General features: G+C 40.3%; 10 protein-coding genes, 14 tRNA genes and 3 rRNA genes. 2 read left to right on the forward strand and 25 right to left on the reverse strand.

The window, feature by feature from the left end:
• Positions 1–95 precede the first annotated feature (95 nt).
• Positions 96–641 carry a PadR family transcriptional regulator gene (locus A5821_RS04550; RefSeq protein WP_086313426.1) on the forward strand — a complete coding sequence of 182 codons (546 nt, stop codon included), beginning with the start codon at positions 96–98 and terminating at the stop codon, positions 639–641.
• Between the two features lie 70 nt (positions 642–711).
• On the opposite strand, the gene A5821_RS04555 is transcribed toward A5821_RS04550, so the two are convergent.
• The 23 genes from A5821_RS04555 to A5821_RS04665 form a co-directional block, all read right to left on the reverse strand.
• On the reverse strand, positions 712–3,126 hold the full coding sequence (locus tag A5821_RS04555) for a bacterial Ig-like domain-containing protein (protein WP_086313427.1): 2,415 nt from the start codon (positions 3,124–3,126) through the stop codon (positions 712–714).
• Between the two features lie 76 nt (positions 3,127–3,202).
• Positions 3,203–3,286 (reverse strand) — tRNA-Leu (locus A5821_RS04560).
• A 16-nt stretch (positions 3,287–3,302) separates the two neighbouring features.
• A tRNA-Cys gene (locus A5821_RS04565) sits at positions 3,303–3,373 on the reverse strand.
• A 34-nt stretch (positions 3,374–3,407) separates the two neighbouring features.
• Positions 3,408–3,479, reverse strand: a tRNA-Gln gene (locus A5821_RS04570).
• 14 nt (positions 3,480–3,493) lie between these two features.
• Positions 3,494–3,566, reverse strand: a tRNA-His gene (locus A5821_RS04575).
• A gap of 31 nt (positions 3,567–3,597) precedes the next feature.
• Positions 3,598–3,670 (reverse strand) — tRNA-His (locus A5821_RS04580).
• 13 nt (positions 3,671–3,683) lie between these two features.
• Positions 3,684–3,754, reverse strand: a tRNA-Trp gene (locus tag A5821_RS04585).
• Between the two features lie 9 nt (positions 3,755–3,763).
• Positions 3,764–3,844 (reverse strand) — tRNA-Tyr (locus A5821_RS04590).
• A gap of 3 nt (positions 3,845–3,847) precedes the next feature.
• Positions 3,848–3,920 (reverse strand) — tRNA-Phe (locus A5821_RS04595).
• Positions 3,921–3,934: 14 nt separating this feature from the next.
• A tRNA-Asp gene (locus A5821_RS04600) sits at positions 3,935–4,008 on the reverse strand.
• A gap of 9 nt (positions 4,009–4,017) precedes the next feature.
• Positions 4,018–4,090 (reverse strand) — tRNA-Val (locus tag A5821_RS04605).
• A 12-nt stretch (positions 4,091–4,102) separates the two neighbouring features.
• Positions 4,103–4,174 (reverse strand) — tRNA-Glu (locus A5821_RS04610).
• Positions 4,175–4,189: 15 nt separating this feature from the next.
• Positions 4,190–4,278 (reverse strand) — tRNA-Ser (locus A5821_RS04615).
• 47 nt (positions 4,279–4,325) lie between these two features.
• A tRNA-Asn gene (locus A5821_RS04620) sits at positions 4,326–4,399 on the reverse strand.
• Between the two features lie 7 nt (positions 4,400–4,406).
• A 5S ribosomal RNA gene (gene rrf, locus A5821_RS04625) occupies positions 4,407–4,522 on the reverse strand.
• A gap of 96 nt (positions 4,523–4,618) precedes the next feature.
• Positions 4,619–7,530: ribosomal RNA gene (locus A5821_RS04630) — 23S ribosomal RNA — on the reverse strand.
• Positions 7,531–7,717: 187 nt separating this feature from the next.
• A tRNA-Ala gene (locus A5821_RS04635) sits at positions 7,718–7,790 on the reverse strand.
• An 83-nt stretch (positions 7,791–7,873) separates the two neighbouring features.
• Positions 7,874–9,434, reverse strand: a 16S ribosomal RNA gene (locus A5821_RS04640).
• The 16S, 23S and 5S rRNA genes sit together here with 14 tRNA genes alongside, the layout of an rRNA operon.
• 622 nt (positions 9,435–10,056) lie before the next feature.
• Entirely contained in the window at positions 10,057–11,559 is a 1,503-nt protein-coding gene (locus A5821_RS04645) for a HAMP domain-containing sensor histidine kinase (RefSeq protein ID WP_086314309.1), read from the reverse strand.
• 11 nt (positions 11,560–11,570) lie between these two features.
• Complete coding sequence (locus A5821_RS04650) at positions 11,571–12,257, reverse strand: response regulator transcription factor (RefSeq protein ID WP_010765234.1); 687 nt, start codon at positions 12,255–12,257, stop codon at positions 11,571–11,573.
• Between the two features lie 149 nt (positions 12,258–12,406).
• Positions 12,407–13,828: an NADP-dependent phosphogluconate dehydrogenase gene (gndA, locus tag A5821_RS04655; protein ID WP_086313428.1), complete on the reverse strand. Its 1,422-nt coding sequence runs from the start codon at positions 13,826–13,828 to the stop codon at positions 12,407–12,409.
• A 245-nt stretch (positions 13,829–14,073) separates the two neighbouring features.
• Entirely contained in the window at positions 14,074–14,253 is a 180-nt protein-coding gene (gene rpmF, locus A5821_RS04660; RefSeq protein WP_010763436.1) for a 50S ribosomal protein L32, read from the reverse strand.
• Positions 14,254–14,312: 59 nt separating this feature from the next.
• Positions 14,313–14,879: a YceD family protein gene (locus tag A5821_RS04665; RefSeq protein WP_086313429.1), complete on the reverse strand. Its 567-nt coding sequence runs from the start codon at positions 14,877–14,879 to the stop codon at positions 14,313–14,315.
• Between the two features lie 158 nt (positions 14,880–15,037).
• Here A5821_RS04665 and A5821_RS04670 point away from each other — a divergent pair, with 158 nt between their 5' ends.
• The gene (locus A5821_RS04670) at positions 15,038–15,817 is read left to right on the forward strand and encodes an ABC transporter ATP-binding protein (RefSeq protein ID WP_086313430.1); all 780 of its coding nucleotides are present in this window, start codon (positions 15,038–15,040) and stop codon (positions 15,815–15,817) included.
• A gap of 66 nt (positions 15,818–15,883) precedes the next feature.
• Here the strand turns inward: A5821_RS04670 and recQ are convergent, their stop codons facing one another.
• Complete coding sequence (gene recQ, locus A5821_RS04675) at positions 15,884–17,671, reverse strand: DNA helicase RecQ (protein ID WP_086313431.1); 1,788 nt, start codon at positions 17,669–17,671, stop codon at positions 15,884–15,886.
• A gap of 267 nt (positions 17,672–17,938) precedes the next feature.
• Positions 17,939–19,774: a translational GTPase TypA gene (gene typA, locus A5821_RS04680; protein WP_086313432.1), complete on the reverse strand. Its 1,836-nt coding sequence runs from the start codon at positions 19,772–19,774 to the stop codon at positions 17,939–17,941.
• Between the last annotated feature and the right edge of the window lie 71 nt (positions 19,775–19,845).

The following is a 19,845-nucleotide window of genomic DNA, read 5'->3' on the forward strand; positions in this document are numbered from 1 at the left end:
ACTACAAAAAAATAAACATGTCAATATTTACATGTTTATTAATACATATATTTTTATGGTATAATAAAGAAAAAAATAAAAGGAGACTAGCTTCAATGAATACTCTTAGTTATATTTTACTTTGTATGTTAGTTAGAAAACCTTGTACTGGTTATGAATTAAAGCAATACCTTGCTCTTTTTTGGGAAGCCCATCACAGTCAAATTTACACTTCTCTGGCGAAACTTTTAAAAGACGAATATGTATCGGTAGAAACTGATGACACACATACTCAAAAAAAGATTTATCATTTGACCAAAAAAGGAGAAGAAGTTGTTAATCTCTGGATTCAAGAAGAAACCAAGGAGCCCTCTCAAAAAGACGAATTTCTAGCTAAAATCTATGTTGCTTCTATTCTAGATAAACACACAGTCAAAGGGCTACTTTTTGAAAGAAGACAGCATCAGCTGAAAATTTTAAAGCAAAACCAAGAAAAGCAAGAACAAATAGAACAGTTGAGTGATCCTGTTGAACAGAACAGAAACTTTGGGCGTTTCCTTGTCATCCAAAGAAGAATACGTATTTGTGAAGAAGAACTGAGATGGTGTCAATGGGCGGAAGAACAGGTGGAACAACTATTCTCAAAAAAGCTTAGTATCTGATACTATTTGTGCACCAAAAAAGAGGAAAAACAACTGAGTGTCTTTCCTCTTTTTTACGTTTTCTTACGCACTATAAAACTTTTTTTCTTATTTTCAACATGATAACAGATAACATAGAAATAAATAGACCAAATACTATAGACAACATATGGACTTGCTCGCCTGTTTTAGGAAGTACATGATTAGTATTCTTTTTAGTACTATTTTCATTTTTTAAATTGTTATCCATTTTATCTCCGAAGTTATTCTTGTCAATGCTGCTCTGATCATTATTTTCCTCAACAAACACAAAAATGGTCAACGAAACTTGATCATAAGCATATGTTATTTCATACTTACCTGCTTTTGAGGTATCGACTTTTCCAGTAACGGTTATATCTTTGATACTTAGCTGATTCCCCGCTTTATCTGTTGCCCCTTTGAAATTGTCTTCTGCATGCCAATTGTCACCAACATGAATAGTTGAGTCGTTAGCCTGAATACTAGCTAGGTTATCTTTGACAGTGACCGTTATTTTAATTGTAGCTTCACCATTAGTATAATCAACATTATATATCCCTGGTACTTTAGTATCTACTTCTCCAGATAGCATGGAATCATTATAAGATAATTCATTTCCATCCTTATCAGTTGCTGATACAAAACTGTCATACCCTTCCCAGTTATCTCCAACATAAATAAGAGAATCTTTAGCATAAATACTTTCTTTATTTTCTTTTACAATCACTTCAATTGTTTTTGATGATCTTCCATTTTTATAAGTTACAGGATACGTTCCAGGAATAGTAGTATTCACAGTATCTGCAGTCATATTAGCATTAAACTCAATACTCTCTCCATCTCTATTAGTAGCTGAGAGAAAACTATCTTTTGCTTCCCACCTATCATTAACATAAATGATAGTATCTTCAGCCTCGATCGTTTCTAGATTTTTTTTTACAGTCACTATGATTGTTTTAGACACACTGTTATTTGTATACGTAACTTCATAGGTTCCTGGGAACTCAGTATTTACAGTATCAGTAGTCATAGCTGGATCAAATGAAAGGGTATTCCCCTCTTCATCAGCAGCTGAAATAAAATTATTTCGTGGATTCCATTCGTCTCCCGTATAAATTGTAGAGTCTCTGACTTCTAACTTGGGCCGTTTTTCTGCCCAATAATAATTTCCCTTCATTGTTAAACCATCATATTGATTTGCTAATTCTTCTGATGTATAGACTATTCCTTCATGATCTCGTTGCCACTTTCCATAATAAGGTAAAATATTACTTGGAGAAGGTAATGTTACTCCATCTTTAAATTGAAAATTTTCGCCAAGATTGATATGTTTAAGTTCACTCATACGTGCAAACATTTCATACATATAAACTACCTTACTTGTATCAAAATTAGATATATCGATACTATTTATTTGGCTACCACTAAACATATTATTCATATTCTTCACATTATTTATATAAAAACTGGATAAGTCTACACTATCTATTTGAGTCCCTGTAAACATTTCATCCATGTTTTTGACTTGAGCTGTTTCAAAGCTAGAAACATTTAAGTTCGTTATTTGACTCCAGCCAAACATAGCTGACATGTTTGTCACTTGGCTTGTATCAAAATGAGATAGATCTAAACCATCCAAATCAAGACCACTAAACATACCACTCATGTCTGTTGCATTACTTGTATCAAAACGACTGATATCGAAGTTTTTTACTCCACTTCTCATAAACATACCACTCATATCTTCTACATGACCTGTGTCAAAGTTTGATAAATCTAAATGATCTATATTTTGCGTCCCAAAGAACATACTTCTCATATAAACTACATTGCTTGTATTAAAACTTGATAAATTTAAGTTTGTTAAACTGCTTGCGTAAGAAAACATGAATCCCATATCAATTACTCGGCTTGTATCAAAATGAGATAAATCTAAACTTACTAAGCTACTTGTATTTGAAAACATATCTCGCATTAGAGTAACATTACTTGTATCAAACTCACCAAGATTCTCAAATTCGACAACTCGATCTAAATTAGAAAAAAGATTTGAGGAATTGTTGCTAGCTTTCACAGGTCCATCAAAAACTATTTTATTAATTTGATTTCTATATGGAAACCAAGGTGAACTATTTCTAGTATTTATAAAGTCACCACTACCTATATGTAAAGCTCCAGAATTATCTATTTGCCATTTACTCGTTCCGAACATTCCTGAGGCAACAATTACTTTCCCACTTTTTTCTTCTTTTATTTCATTAGATACTTCAGGCACACTTCTTGAAGTATCTAATGTACTCTCTTTCTGAGGCATAACTTCTTCTGCTTCATTATCGTATGTACTGAATTTTTCTGAACTGTTTTCTATGTGTTGTTCTGCAGATTCATCTAGTTTATACTCGTTGATCTCTTCGGCGCTTACAATGATTGGACTAATATAGCCAACTAGCAAGATAAATAAACAATAAACTCTTATTTTCCTCATAATAACCTCCTTTTAACTAATGTATTAAAATATTAAAAAACAAGCCAACGTTTCACCAACGTTGGCTTATCTTTTATACCGGCGGCCGGGGTCGAACCGGCACGCCCTCGCGGGCACTGGATTTTGAGTCCAGCGCGTCTGCCAATTCCGCCACGCCGGCATGAAATAAATTTGCAAGGCGGTAACCGGATTTGAACCGGTGATGAAGGTTTTGCAGACCTCTGCCTTACCACTTGGCTATACCGCCATATTATAAATGAAACATTCTCTATTAGAGAAAACTGGGGTAGCTGGATTCGAACCAACGCATGACAGGATCAAAACCTGTTGCCTTACCGCTTGGCTATACCCCAATATTAGAACTAAGGGCGACTGATGGGAATCGAACCCACGCGTGGCGGAACCACAATCCGCTGTGTTAACCACTTCACCACAATCGCCATAAAGCATATGATAATTTTAAAAGCTAAGGGCGACTGATGGGGATCGAACCCACGCATGGCGGAACCACAATCCGCTGTGTTAACCACTTCACCACAATCGCCATAAACTATTAACAGGGATAGTAGGAATCGAACCCACAATGACGGTTTTGGAGACCGTAGTTATACCGTTTAACTATATCCCTACTATGTAATGGAGGAAAGTGGATTCGAACCACTGAACCCTAAGGAACGGATTTACAGTCCGTCGCGTTTAGCCACTTCGCTATTCCTCCAAATGGCGCAAGACAGAATCGAACTGCCGACACACGGAGCTTCAATCCGTTGCTCTACCAACTGAGCTACTGCGCCAAAAATTAATGAAACGGTCTGGACGGGACTCGAACCCGCGACCTCCTGCGTGACAGGCAGGCATTCTAACCAGCTGAACTACCAAACCGTAATTTAATGGAGGTTGACGGGATCGAACCGCCGACCCCCTGCTTGTAAGGCAGGTGCTCTCCCAGCTGAGCTAAACCTCCAATAAATATAAATGACCCGTACGGGAATCGAACCCGTGATACCGCCGTGAAAGGGCGGTGTCTTAACCGCTTGACCAACGGGCCAATAAAAACTTAATACGGAGAGTAAGGGATTCGAACCCTTGAGACAGCGTTCACCGTCTACATGATTTCCAATCATGCTCCTTCGGCCTCTCGGACAACTCTCCAGAGTTAAAAGAAGCAAAATATTACTCATAAATCCTATATTAAGGAACTCCGGCAGTAGGACTCGAACCTACGACATCATGATTAACAGTCATGCGCTACTACCAACTGAGCTATGCCGGAATAATTAGCGTGGCGACGTCCTACTCTCACAAAGGGAAACCCTTCACTACAATCGGCGCTAAGAAGCTTAACTTCTGTGTTCGGCATGGGAACAGGTGTATCCTTCTCGCTATCGCCACCACACTGGGTGTTGTTACTATTAAGTTGAGTGATTATTCACTCAAAACTGGATTGAAGTAGTAATCAAACATTCCGAAAAAACTTTTTTATTTCGTTACTTTGGTTAAGTCCTCGACCGATTAGTATTGGTCCGCTCCGTACATCACTGCACTTCCACTTCCAACCTATCTACCTGATCATCTCTCAGGGGTCTTACTTTCTTAAAGAAATGGGAAATCTCATCTTGAGGTGGGCTTCACACTTAGATGCTTTCAGCGTTTATCCCTTCCCTACATAGCTACCCAGCAATGCCCTTGGCAGAACAACTGGTACACCAGCGGTAAGTCCATCCCGGTCCTCTCGTACTAAGGACAGCTCCTCTCAAATTTCCAACGCCCGCGACGGATAGGGACCGAACTGTCTCACGACGTTCTGAACCCAGCTCGCGTGCCGCTTTAATGGGCGAACAGCCCAACCCTTGGGACCGACTACAGCCCCAGGATGCGACGAGCCGACATCGAGGTGCCAAACCTCCCCGTCGATGTGGACTCTTGGGGGAGATAAGCCTGTTATCCCCAGGGTAGCTTTTATCCGTTGAGCGATGGCCCTTCCATGCGGAACCACCGGATCACTAAGCCCGACTTTCGTCCCTGCTCGACTTGTAAGTCTCGCAGTCAAGCTCCCTTCTGCCTTTACACTCTGCGAATGATTTCCAACCATTCTGAGGGAACCTTTGGGCGCCTCCGTTACTCTTTAGGAGGCGACCGCCCCAGTCAAACTGCCCACCTGACACTGTCTCCCACCACGATAAGTGGTGCGGGTTAGAGGGTTCATAACACAAGGGTAGTATCCCACCAGCGCCTCCACCGAAACTAGCGTTCCGGGTTCATCGGCTCCTACCTATCCTGTACATGTGGTACAAACACTCAATATCAAGCTACAGTAAAGCTCCATGGGGTCTTTCCGTCCTGTCGCGGGTAACCTGCATCTTCACAGGTACTAAAATTTCACCGAGTCTCTCGTTGAGACAGTGCCCAAATCGTTACGCCTTTCGTGCGGGTCGGAACTTACCCGACAAGGAATTTCGCTACCTTAGGACCGTTATAGTTACGGCCGCCGTTTACTGGGGCTTCAATTCTGAGCTTCGCCGAAGCTAACCCATCCTCTTAACCTTCCAGCACCGGGCAGGCGTCAGCCCCTATACTTCATCTTTCGATTTTGCAGAGACCTGTGTTTTTGATAAACAGTCGCTTGGGCCTATTCACTGCGGCTGACCGAAGTCAGCACCCCTTCTCCCGAAGTTACGGGGTCATTTTGCCGAGTTCCTTAACGAGAGTTCGCTCGCTCACCTTAGGATACTCTCCTCGACTACCTGTGTCGGTTTACGGTACGGGCAGTTGTTTTCTCACTAGAAGCTTTTCTTGACAGTGTGACATCAGGAACTTCGGTACTATTATTTCCCTCCCCATCACAGCTTGTCCGTATAGAGTAAAGCATTTGACTCTACTCAAGACTTACTGCTTGGACATGCACTTCCAGTCGCATGCATTCCTTAGCCTCCTGCGTCCCTCCATTGCTCAAACAAAAACAACTGGTACAGGAATATCAACCTGTTGTCCATCGCCTACGCCTATCGGCCTCGGCTTAGGTCCCGACTAACCCTGGGCGGACGAGCCTTCCCCAGGAAACCTTAGTCATACGGTGGACGGGATTCTCACCCGTCTTTCGCTACTCATACCGGCATTCTCACTTCTAAGCGCTCCAGCCGTCCTCACGATCGACCTTCAACGCCCTTAGAACGCTCTCCTACCATCACACCAGAGGTGTGATCCACAGCTTCGGTAATATGTTTAGCCCCGGTACATTTTCGGCGCAGGGTCACTCGACTAGTGAGCTATTACGCACTCTTTAAATGGTGGCTGCTTCTGAGCCAACATCCTAGTTGTCTGTGCAACCCCACATCCTTTTCCACTTAACATATATTTTGGGACCTTAGCTGGTGGTCTGGGCTGTTTCCCTTTCGACTACGGATCTTATCACTCGCAGTCTGACTGCCGAATATGAATGAATGGCATTCGGAGTTTATCTGAATTCGGTAACCCGAGATGGGCCCCTAGTCCAAACAGTGCTCTACCTCCATCATTCTTAACTTCGACGCTAGCCCTAAAGCTATTTCGGAGAGAACCAGCTATCTCCAAGTTCGTTTGGAATTTCTCCGCTACCCACAGCTCATCCCCGCACTTTTCAACGTACGTGGGTTCGGTCCTCCAGTGCGTTTTACCACACCTTCAACCTGGCCATGGGTAGATCACATGGTTTCGGGTCTACGACTACATACTCATTCGCCCTATTCAGACTCGCTTTCGCTGCGGCTCCGGCTCTTCACCTTAACCTCGCATGCAATCGTAACTCGCCGGTTCATTCTACAAAAGGCACGCCATTACCCATTAACGGGCTTTGACTTGTTGTAGGCACACGGTTTCAGGATCTATTTCACTCCCCTTCCGGGGTGCTTTTCACCTTTCCCTCACGGTACTGGTTCACTATCGGTCATTAGGGAGTATTTAGCCTTGCGGGATGGTCCCCGCGGATTCCGACGGAATTTCTCGTGTTCCGCCGTACTCAGGATCCTCCTAGGTGTTGCCAACATTTCGTCTACGGGGCTATTACCCACTTTGGCGAACCTTTCCAGGTTCTTCGACTATCTTGACAGACTACCACAACGGAGTCCTACAACCCCAACAAGCAAGCTTGTTGGTTTGGGCTCTTCCCGTTTCGCTCGCCGCTACTCAGGGAATCGAATTTTCTTTCTCTTCCTGCAGGTACTAAGATGTTTCAGTTCTCTGCGTCTACCTCTAACCAGCTATGTATTCACTGGCAAGTAACATCCTATAAAAGATGTTGGGTTTCCCCATTCGGAAATCTCTGGATCATAGCTCACTTACAGCTCCCCAAAGCATATCGGTGTTAGTCCCGTCCTTCATCGGCTCCTAATGCCAAGGCATCCACCGTGCGCCCTTATTCACTTAACCTTATGACCTTACGGTCAGTTTGTTTGGTTCGTTTCTCTAGCGATAGAGGCGTCACCAATAAAATAAGCATTCGAACTATTTTAATTAAAAAACTCATTCAACGCGGTGTTCTCGGTTTGTTTTGATTACTTTTTTACTTCAATATCCAGTTTTCAATGAACAATACTAGTAACCCATTGGTTACTAATGGAGCCTAGCGGGATCGAACCGCTGACCTCCTGCGTGCAAAGCAGGCGCTCTCCCAGCTGAGCTAAGGCCCCGTGGTACTTATTAATTTGAGAGTAAACCTCTCAAAACTGAACAAAGTGTCGACGAATGTGTAAGTTTCCGTAATATTCCTTAGAAAGGAGGTGATCCAGCCGCACCTTCCGATACGGCTACCTTGTTACGACTTCACCCCAATCATCTATCCCACCTTAGGCGGCTGGCTCCACAAGGGTTACCTCACCGACTTCGGGTGTTACAAACTTTCGTGGTGTGACGGGCGGTGTGTACAAGGCCCGGGAACGTATTCACCGCGGCGTGCTGATCCGCGATTACTAGCGATTCCGGCTTCATGTAGGCGAGTTGCAGCCTACAATCCGAACTGAGAGAAGCTTTAAGAGATTTGCATGACCTCGCGGCCTAGCGACTCGTTGTACTTCCCATTGTAGCACGTGTGTAGCCCAGGTCATAAGGGGCATGATGATTTGACGTCATCCCCACCTTCCTCCGGTTTGTCACCGGCAGTCTCGCTAGAGTGCCCAACTGAATGATGGCAACTAACAATAAGGGTTGCGCTCGTTGCGGGACTTAACCCAACATCTCACGACACGAGCTGACGACAACCATGCACCACCTGTCACTTTGTCCCCGAAGGGAAAGCTCTATCTCTAGAGTGGTCAAAGGATGTCAAGACCTGGTAAGGTTCTTCGCGTTGCTTCGAATTAAACCACATGCTCCACCGCTTGTGCGGGCCCCCGTCAATTCCTTTGAGTTTCAACCTTGCGGTCGTACTCCCCAGGCGGAGTGCTTAATGCGTTAGCTGCAGCACTGAAGGGCGGAAACCCTCCAACACTTAGCACTCATCGTTTACGGCGTGGACTACCAGGGTATCTAATCCTGTTTGCTCCCCACGCTTTCGAGCCTCAGCGTCAGTTACAGACCAGAGAGTCGCCTTCGCCACTGGTGTTCCTCCATATATCTACGCATTTCACCGCTACACATGGAATTCCACTCTCCTCTTCTGCACTCAAGTCTCCCAGTTTCCAATGACCCTCCCCGGTTGAGCCGGGGGCTTTCACATCAGACTTAAGAAACCGCCTGCGCTCGCTTTACGCCCAATAAATCCGGACAACGCTTGCCACCTACGTATTACCGCGGCTGCTGGCACGTAGTTAGCCGTGGCTTTCTGGTTAGATACCGTCAAGGTAAGAGCAGTTACTCTCCTACTTGTTCTTCTCTAACAACAGAGTTTTACGATCCGAAAACCTTCTTCACTCACGCGGCGTTGCTCGGTCAGACTTTCGTCCATTGCCGAAGATTCCCTACTGCTGCCTCCCGTAGGAGTCTGGGCCGTGTCTCAGTCCCAGTGTGGCCGATCACCCTCTCAGGTCGGCTATGCATCATGGCCTTGGTGAGCCGTTACCTCACCAACTAGCTAATGCACCGCGGGTCCATCCATCAGTGACACCCGAAAGCGTCTTTCAAATCAACACCATGCGGTGTCGACTGTTATGCGGTATTAGCACCTGTTTCCAAGTGTTATCCCCCTCTGATGGGTAGGTTACCCACGTGTTACTCACCCGTCCGCCACTCCTCTTTTCAAATGAGTGCAAGCACTCGGTAGAAAAGAAGCGTTCGACTTGCATGTATTAGGCACGCCGCCAGCGTTCGTCCTGAGCCAGGATCAAACTCTCATAATAAAAGTTGAACACAATCCGAAGATTGTTAAGCTCATTTGTTTGCTAGCATATTGCTTCGCTTTGTTAAAAATTGTTGTTTGTTTTTACCGTTGTAAAAACAACCTACACATTTGGTTCGTCTTACTTTGTTCAGTTTTCAAAGGTCTACTGTGTTACCTCGCAGCAACTTTTACATCATATCAAATCTTCGATTTGATGTCAACACTTTTTAAAAAAAAGTTTCAAAGTTTTTTCTGCTTGATGTTATCGAATGTTTCGCGACAACTTCATTAGTTTATCAGGTTGTTTGTTATTTGTCAACAACTTTTTTCCTGATTTTTCAAGTTTCTTTAGCTGTTTTATTTCAACAACTTTGTTATTCTATCATGATTGTATCTCACTCGTCAAGAGGAAAAAAAACATTTTTTTCTCTCTTATATTTATAAAGTGCAATCACAAGAACATGTATAAATATAACAAGTCTTATCGCAAAAAGCAACTAGAAAATGCCTATTTTTCATTCTTTTTTTCTTTAGCGAACAAATCTCTTCAACTTCATCTAAGCATTCGCTTTTTCCGCTATGTTGCAAATCATAACAGTCAGATTATTCGCTTAAAGAAAAAAGCAGGAGCTTACCTGCTCCTACTCTACTATTTCACCTTTATCTACTATTGGAATATAAATTCGGAATATCGTGCCTTGATGGACAACACTTTCGGCATCTATTCTTCCTTTGTAGTTCTCTACTAGTTGCTTGGCGATCGACAGCCCCAGGCCATTCCCACCTTTATTACGAGCGCGCGCTTTGTCAACGCGATAAAAGCGATTAAATATTTTCTCCAAGTCTTCTTCTGGTATCCCTTCACCAAAATCTTGAATAGCAATTTCAAACTCATTCAACGTTTTCGAAATAGAAATATGGACTTCTTTCCGTGTTGTTGAATATTTCACCGCATTATCTAAAATGATAATCAGCAGTTGTTCAAAATGATTACGATAAATACCTAAAGTTACTTCGTGCAATAAGTCGTCATCTAAAGTGATAACAAAATCTGGATATAGTATTTTAAAGTTATTGAACACTTGGTACACTACTTGCTTCGCATTTGATGTGTGGTTTGAATACTGAACGTCTACTTGTTCCGCCCGGGATAGGTCCAACATTTCTTGAACTAAGCTCTTCATACGAACTATTTCTTGCAAACTGGCTTCTAAAGATTCATCCAAAACTTCTGGGTCTTCTTTCCCCCAACGATTCAGCAAACTCAAATGACCTTCAATAATTGCAACTGGTGTACGCAATTCATGAGATACGTCTTCTACAAACTGCTCTTGTTGTTCAATATAGCGTCTCATCCGATCTAACATTTCATTAAAGATTTCTGCGAGATCCGCTAACTCATCATTTGAATGAATATCCGGCATATGAATATCTGATTGAGGATCTCTTCTAATAGTATCCATTGTGTCCCTTAACACTTTCAATGGTTTTAAAAAGTATGATGATAGGATAAAACCTAGAATACTGCTTAAAATCAATGAGATTATTTCTAGTACAAACAATGTCAACAATAAACGATTTCTAATATCGTAAAAAGAAGATAACTCATAAAATGCTTGGATATACCCGACGATCTCTCTATTATCTTTTGAACGAACAGGCTGAATCATCAAAAAACCCGTCTTATCCCCCATTGTTTTAATCTCAGCAGATTGTTTTTCTTTTTTTAGCAACTGATTTTGCGCTTTCTGTGTTTCAAATATCAGTGTTCCTTTCGTATCATAGACCGAAAGGAATAAGGCAGGTTGCCCTAATTCAGAAATCATGCTATCCATTTCCATCAATGATCCTTCTACAGAAAGTTTTTTGCTGTCCAGGTCATTCTCATTAACACTTGGGGTCTTTAATTTTTCATAAACATCTGAGATCGTCAAATTTTCTGCTGCATTAGCTAATCGGTTGCCTACTTCAGCGACCGTTCTTTCTACATTTTCACGTTCTTTTTCAACAATCAAATTAACGGATGATTTATAAGTAATCACAGCGAATATAGTGAATACAACAAATATGAAGAAAGAACTTGCAGAAGCCCACTTGATTGTCAAAGAAGGCCCCTTCAGTTCTTTTTTTGTTGCTTTTTTCATTTTTATTGATTTCACGAGCGCATCACATAACCTGTTCCACGAACAGTTTGAATGTAACTCTCCTCGCCTGGAACATCAATTTTATTACGCAGATAACGGATATAGACATCGACAACGTTTGTTTCGACTTCTGTTTCGTAACCCCAGACTTTATTTAATAGTACATCACGGGCTAGGACAACATTTACATTTTCCATTAAAGTTAGAAGTAATTCATATTCGCGCTTTGTCAATTCGATCATCTCTGAATTGCGGCGCACAACGCGGTTTTCTTTTTCGATTGTTAAATCACGGTATGTGATCGTGGTTTGCTTCGCTACATTTTTGTCACCTTCGATATCGATTCGGCGAAGCAATGCGCGTAAACGCGCTAATAATTCTTCAATAGCAAATGGTTTAACAATGTAGTCGTCTGCTCCATGATCTAAGCCAGAGACACGATCAATTACAGAATCACGTGCGGTCATCATAATAATCGGTGTGTTTTTCACTTGGCGTACACGGCGACAAACTTCAAGTCCATTCAATTCAGGCAACATCAAATCTAAAAGGATAGCATCCCAATCATTATTTAAAGCCGCTTCTAAACCAGTACGTCCATTGTAGTGAACCTCTGTCGTGTAACCCTCATGTTTCAGCTCCAACTCTACAAAACGCGCTAAGTTCTTTTCATCTTCAATAATTAGAATATTACTCATTGGTTATTTGTCCTTTCTCTTTAAAAGCTATCTTAAAGCCTACCTATTATACCCACTTTTAACTCAAAAAGCTAGTAACAACCTGTTTTCTCCTTAATAACAGACAGAAAACCATGAGAAATCTTTGGATCCCATGGTTTTCCAACTTATTATTCTTCGTTATACCAACTATAGTGGTAAGTGCCTTCTTTATCAGTACGTTGATACGTATGAGCACCAAAATAATCTCTTTGAGCTTGAATCAAGTTTGCTGGCAAACGCTCTGAACGATAAGAGTCATAATAAGCAATCGCTGAAGCGAATGTTGGAACTGGTACACCGGCTTGAACAGCGATCGATACCACATCACGAACAGACTGTTGATATTTTTTCGTAATATCAATAAAGTACTCATCTAATAATAAGTTTTCGATTGTCGGATTTTTATCGTATGCATCTGTGATTTTTTGTAAAAATTGAGCACGGATGATACAACCTGCGCGCCAGATTTTAGCGATTTGACCGAACGGTAAATCCCATTCGTAATCTTCAGATGCAACACGTAATTGTGCAAAACCTTGCGCGTAACTCATGATTTTACTAAAATAAAGAGCTTCACGAATTTTTTCGATCAATTCCTTTTTATCGCCTTGATAAGCAGGAGCTTCGGGTTTTGCCAATACTTTACTTGCTTTTACCCGTTCCTCTTTATATGCAGATATGAAACGAGCAAATACAGATTCTGTAATCAGTGGTAATGGGACACCTAAATCTAATGCACTTTGACTTGTCCATTTACCAGTTCCTTTATTACCAGCTGCATCCATAATCACGTCAACGATTGGTTTGCCAGTTCCTTCATCATCTTTGCGTGTTAAAATATCTGCTGTGATTTCTACAAGGTAACTATCTAATTCGCCTTGGTTCCATTCATTGAAAATCTCAGCCATCTCATCAACGGAAACACCAAGGATATTTTTCATTAAGTCATAAGACTCAGCAATCAGCTGCATATCACCGTATTCGATTCCATTGTGTACCATTTTAACATAATGCCCCGCACCATTTGGACCAATGTAAGTAACGCAAGGTTCACCATCTTCGGCTTTCGCTGAAATTTTTTCTAAAATTGGCGCTACTAATTCATACGCTTCTTTTTGACCACCCGGCATGATTGAAGGTCCTTTAAGCGCACCTTCTTCACCGCCTGAAACACCCGTTCCGATAAAATTGATTCCTGAATTAGCTAATTCTTCATTTCTACGAATTGTATCTTTAAAGAATGTATTCCCGCCGTCGATCAAAATATCCCCTTTATCTAAATGAGGCAATAATTCTTGAATCGTCGCATCTGTTGCAAAACCAGCTTGAACCATCAACATAATACGGCGAGGTTTCTCAATAGAGTCTACAAACTCTTCAATTGTATAAGTCGCTTTAAAATTTTTATTTGGATGTTCTTCAACGACATCCGTTGTTTTTGAACCTGTACGATTAAATAGAGCAACTGAATATCCTCTACTCTCGATATTTAGGGCTAAATTTTTCCCCATTACGGCCATTCCGACTACGCCAAATTGTTGTTTTGTCATCTTGTATCCTCCCACTATCTTAGAAAAGAACTTCATTAGAACTTTCTTATAATCTACATCATTATAACGTAGAATGCTTGATATGAAAACAAAATAGTTCGAATAATTCCATTTATTCTAGTTTATTTTTTATAATTTGGACAATTACAGAGAAATGTCAATCAAAATACTTCTCACTAAATTAAAATAAATCCCCTAGGCTCCATGGTTAGCCTAGGGGATTTTAACATTTTCTAAAAAATGTTTTATGCTTCTTTAGAGATTACGTCTTTTCCATCGTAATGACCACATGCTGGACATACGTGATGGCTTTTTCTCATTTCACCACAGTTTGAACATGCATTCAAACCTTTGATAGTTAATTTGTAATGAGTACGGCGTTTGCCCTTTTTAGCTTTTGAAGTTCTTCTAGCTGGTACTGCCATTGGTGTTCCACCTCCTTGTAAAGATGTGTGCATAAAATGCACGATATATTCCAATCTTACTAGTTATCGTCATCTTCAGTTGTTTCATTGAATAATTCGGATAATTTAGCAAGACGAGGATCCATTGTTTGTTGTGCTTCAAATTGTCTTTTCTGTTCGTACGCTTCTTCTGATAGAACTTCCCAGTCATTGCCTTTTGGCATATCTTGACTTGTTTGTTCTTCTTCTGACAACACTTGAATTGGAATAGACAAAAGAATGTTATCTTCGACGGATTCATCTAAATCAATTGTTGGTTTTTCCAACAAAATAATTTCTTCATCTGCCAAACGTTCATCTCTTTGCTGATATTGTTCAGGAGTCATAAAGACTTCATCCACATCAATTGCTAAAGTAAGAGGAACAGGTGTTAAAGAACGTGAAGATGGAACTGTTACAATAACATCAATTCTATAGTGAAGCAGATACTCTTCTTTTCCTACTGTTAATATCCCGGTTGCTTTAACAGGACTAACATCTAGAATTAGATTGTCTCTTTTCATCAAAGACGCTTTTAAATCAAGTGTCTCTGAAAAATCACATGGTTTGTCTTTGTATTTATTTAGTTCTAGTAAAGACCATTTCATATTCATCACCTCATAACGCAACAAAAGCAATTATACAAGGGTTTGAAAGCTTTGTCAATGGAATTTTCTTGACAGTGTTTTCTTCTTTCATCTTTTTTCAAGCTCTCCTATTCTATTCTTGATTTTTAATGGTAAAATAAGACAAAGGAGGAGCTAGTATGAAAGCTTTTGAGTTTAAAAACGTCTCTTTTATTCGGGATAAAAAGACATTGTTAAATAACGTGAACTGGTCTGTTGACACTTCTGAAAACTGGGCTATTCTTGGATTGAATGGTGCAGGCAAAACACTTCTTTTACAACTGATTTGCGGCTACTTATGGCCGTCTAAGGGGCGTTTAGAAGTGTTGGACCAAGTATTTGGTCATGCTTCAATACCAGAGTTACAGCGCCGGATCGGTTGGGTTAGTACTGCTTTGCAGTATCGAATGAAAAATCACGAGACCGCCGAAAAGATTGTTCTTTCAGGTAAATTTGCTAGCATTGGCATTTATCAGAACTATACCGAAAAAGAATTAGAGCAAGCCAAAGACATTTTAAGAAATGCTGGCGGTGAGTCGCTCATCGGTAAAAAGTATGAAGTATTATCTCAAGGAGAACGTCAACTTGTCTTGATTTCCAGAGCTTTAATGACTGATCCGGAATTATTGATTTTAGATGAACCTTGTAATGGTTTGGATTTATTTGCTAGAGAAAAGCTCTTATCTCAAATCCAACAGATCGCTGAGCAAAAAAATCATCCAACCTTGCTTTATGTCACCCATCATACTGAAGAAATTCTGCCATGTTTTAATCATTTGATGCTGCTAAAAGATGGTGAAATCTTTGCCAAGGGAACACAAGCAGAACTATTTAACGAAGAAATATTCGCAGACTTTTATGCTGAACCAATCCAAATCATTCCGTTGAAAGAACAACGCTTTGCTGTTTATCCTATATAAAAGGAGCTAGTCAAACAAAAAAGTTAGAGCGAGGCTCTAACTTTTTTTGTTCGTCAGTGCTAAGACTTACTGGATACTGTCGCCTTTTACTTCTGTTTGTTTGAACGTTTCAATTGCTGTTAGGAATTTTTCTCCGTATTTATCTAGTTTATTTTGCCCTACACCTTTTACTTGTAGTAACTGAATCGAATTTTTAGGTAGTTTTTCACACATTTCTTTCAAAGTGCTATCTGAAAAAATCAAATATGGCGGCACACCTGCTTCCTGCGCCAAATCCATCCGTAACTCTCTTAATGTTTCAAACAGTCCATCATTGACCACAACTTTCCGAACACGCTGATCTTCTTTTCTAAACACCGTCTGTTCCCCTAAAAGCACCTGAACTCCAGTTGGTGAAACGGATAGCAACGGATATTGCCCATCAGATGGATTTAAATATCTTTCAGCTGTCAGATAGTCAATCAATTGATTGACTTCTTTCTGCGTTCGATCTTTCATCAATCCATAAGTAGGTAAGCGATTAAAATGCCATTGATCGATTTTTTGGTCTTTTGAACCAGTCAATACTTTTCCGACTAAACCTTTACCAAATTTTTCGCCCATTCGTTTTACACACGACAGCACTTTTTGAACATCAACAGTAATATCCACTAATTCCCGCTCGTCTAAACAATTAGAGCAGCGCCCACAATCATGACCTTTTTCTCCAAAATAGCGTAAAATAAATTTTTGCAGACACATCTGAGCATTAGCATATTGGGACATCTCTCTTAATTTCATGTATTCTTTTTGTTTATAATCAATCGTCATTTCTGATTGATCAATAAAAAATTGCTGGATTTGTAAATCTTGTGGCGCATACAATAAGACTGCGTCACTTGGCAGACCATCTCGACCAGCCCGGCCTGCTTCTTGGTAATAAGATTCAATATTACCTGGTATCTGCGCATGAATAACGAAGCGGACATTACTTTTATTGATTCCCATACCAAACGCATTCGTTGCCACCATAACTTGCAATTTATCGAATAAAAACTCTTCTTGATTATGATTACGTTCCTTCTCATTCATTCCACCATGATACATTCCTACTGCTATCTTTTTACTTTGAAGTAAATGATAAATTCGTTCCACTTCTTTTCTAGTACTAGCATAAACTATACCAGATTGGCCTTGATTCAATTTCAAGTATTCTAGCAGAAAAACATCGCGGTTTTGATCTTTTACAACTTGGAATGATAGATTCTCTCGGGCAAACCCCGTTTGCACTTGATTTTCTTTGGGAATATGTAATTGTTTAAGGATATCTTCTGCTACTTGAGGTGTTGCTGTAGCAGTTAAGGCAATCACTGTTGGCTGCTGTTGGAACTGTTCAATAATCTCCGCTAAGCGCAGATAGCTTGGGCGAAAATCATGTCCCCATTGCGAAATACAATGCGCTTCATCCACTGCCAACAAATCAATTGGAACATGTAATAACAATTGCTGAAAATCAAACGATTCTAAACGTTCAGGCGCTACATACAAAAGCTTTACTTCACGATTAACTGCCATTTGGACACGTTTATTCATTTCTTGTTGTGAAATTGTACTATTGATGAATGTCGCTGGAATTCCCATCATATTTAACGCATCCACTTGATCCTTCATTAAAGAGATCAATGGCGATATCACTAGCGTTAAATTCTCCAACATCAGAGCAGGTAATTGATAACAAATTGACTTCCCGCCACCAGTCGGCATAATCCCTAAAACATTTTCTTTATGCAAAACATGATTGATGATATTTTCTTGCCCTTGACGAAATTCATCATATCCAAATTTTTCTTTTAGTAAACCTTTGCTATCAATCATGAAATTCTCTCCGTTCTTTGCGTCTGATTGTTATTTTAGCATGCGTTATAGTGCAATTCAAGGGAGGATCCACTCCGCCGTGAAACAATATTCCCCATGTGAAACATAATGCCACGTTCGTTAAAATTCAAAACCTTTATTTATCAAGGTTTCTATATTAAGATACGCATTTTTTCCCCTTATCCATTAAAAGTTATCCACAAAAAAAGAGACAAGACTTTTTATGTCTTGTCTCATCTGCTAGTTCAGATGAAGAGCTAAACTAGATTATTCAGCTACTTTTTTCTTTTTACTTGCTTTTTCACGTTCGTTTTTATTAAGAATTTGTTTTCTCAAACGAATGCTTTCAGGTGTTACTTCACAATATTCATCTTCATTCAAGAATTCTAGTGATTCTTCTAATGTAAGGATTTTTGCTTTTTTGATAACTGACGTTTGGTCTTTATTGGCAGAACGAACGTTGGTCATTTGTTTTGCTCTTGTGATGTTTACAGTTAAGTCATTATCACGGTTATTTTCACCAATGATCATACCTTCGTATACATCAGTCGTAGGTTCTACAAAGACTGTTCCACGCTCTTCAATACTCATAATACTGTAAGTAGTTGCTTTACCAGTATCGATCGAAACCAAAGCACCTTGATGACGTCCACCAATTGTTCCTTGAATCATTGGTAGATATTGATCAAAGGTATGGTGCATAATACCGTATCCACGAGTCATTGACAAGAATTCAGTTGTATAACCGATCAACCCACGAGCTGGTGCTAAGAAAATCAAACGAATTTGACCGTTACCAGTGTGGATCATATCTTGCATTTCACCTTTACGTAGGCTTAATGATTCAATAACACTACCCATATATTCTTCAGGAGTATCGATTTGAACACGCTCAAACGGTTCGCATTTTACGCCTTCAATTTCACGCTCAATAACTTCTGGACGAGAAACTTGTAATTCGTATCCTTCACGACGCATATTTTCAATTAAGATTGATAAATGCAATTCACCACGACCAGATACTGTCCAAGAGTCAGGACCGATTGGTTCTACACGTAACGACACATCTGTTTGTAATTCTGACATTAAGCGTTCTTCGATTTTACGAGACGTGACATACTTACCTTCACGACCAGCAAATGGAGAGTTGTTTACTAAGAATGTCATTTGCAATGTTGGTTCATCAATGTGTAAAATCGGTAAAGCTTCTTGATGCGCCACGTCAGCAACTGTTTCACCAACGAAGATGTCTTCCATCCCAGAAACGGCAATCAAATCGCCTGCTTTTGCTTCATTGATCTCAACACGTTGTAAGCCAAAGAAACCAAATATTTTAGTAACACGGAAGTTTTTCACGCTGCCATCTAATTTCATCAAAGCAACTTGATCTCCGACTTTCATTGTTCCACGGAACACACGACCAATCCCAATACGTCCTACGTAATCATTATAGTCTAATAATGATACTTGGAATTGTAATGGTTCATCTGAGTTATCAACTGGTGCTGGTACGTGTTCAATGATTTGGTCAAAAATCGGTGCCATTGTTGGCTCTTGATCTTCAGGTTTATCAGAATCACTTGAAGTTCCATTTAAAGCAGATGCATAAATAACTGGGAAGTCCAATTGATCATCATCCGCACCTAATTCGATAAATAATTCTAAGACTTCGTCAACAACGTGCTCAGGACGTGCTGAAGGTTTATCAATTTTATTTACAACAACGATAGGTGTTACTTTTTGTTCCAATGCTTTTTTCAATACGAAACGAGTTTGAGGCATTGTTCCCTCGTATGCATCGACAACTAAAACTACGCCATCTACCATTTTCATGATACGTTCTACTTCACCACCGAAGTCCGCGTGTCCAGGAGTGTCTAAAATGTTGATACGAGTGCCTTTGTAATCAACTGCCGTATTTTTAGCTAAAATCGTGATTCCACGTTCGCTTTCAATCGCATTTGAATCCATCGCACGTTCTTGTAATTGCGTGTGTCCATCTAAAGTATCTGATTGTTTTAAAAGTTCATCTACTAATGTTGTTTTACCATGATCGACGTGGGCGATGATGGCCACGTTTCTAATATCTTCTCTGTATTTCAATGTAATTGCTCCTTATCCTTTTGCCTTACGTCACTTGTTCATTAAATCCGACTGTTTATTATACCAAATTT

The sequence above is a fragment of the Enterococcus sp. 7F3_DIV0205 genome (assembly GCF_002141365.2).
GTDB classification, from domain to species: Bacteria; Bacillota; Bacilli; order Lactobacillales; family Enterococcaceae; genus Enterococcus_L; species Enterococcus_L palustris.

Coding starts and splice junctions, on each gene's coding strand:
- recQ (WP_086313431.1), bottom strand. CDS start 17,671: ATGATTGATAGCAAAGGTTTACTAAAAGAAAAATTTGGATATGATGAA.
- A5821_RS04670 (WP_086313430.1), top strand. CDS start 15,038: ATGAAAGCTTTTGAGTTTAAAAACGTCTCTTTTATTCGGGATAAAAAG.
- A5821_RS04550 (WP_086313426.1), top strand. CDS start 96: ATGAATACTCTTAGTTATATTTTACTTTGTATGTTAGTTAGAAAACCT.
- gndA (WP_086313428.1), bottom strand. CDS start 13,828: ATGACAAAACAACAATTTGGCGTAGTCGGAATGGCCGTAATGGGGAAA.
- rpmF (WP_010763436.1), bottom strand. CDS start 14,253: ATGGCAGTACCAGCTAGAAGAACTTCAAAAGCTAAAAAGGGCAAACGC.
- A5821_RS04665 (WP_086313429.1), bottom strand. CDS start 14,879: ATGAAATGGTCTTTACTAGAACTAAATAAATACAAAGACAAACCATGT.
- A5821_RS04645 (WP_086314309.1), bottom strand. CDS start 11,559: ATGAAAAAAGCAACAAAAAAAGAACTGAAGGGGCCTTCTTTGACAATC.
- A5821_RS04650 (WP_010765234.1), bottom strand. CDS start 12,257: ATGAGTAATATTCTAATTATTGAAGATGAAAAGAACTTAGCGCGTTTT.
- A5821_RS04555 (WP_086313427.1), bottom strand. CDS start 3,126: ATGAGGAAAATAAGAGTTTATTGTTTATTTATCTTGCTAGTTGGCTAT.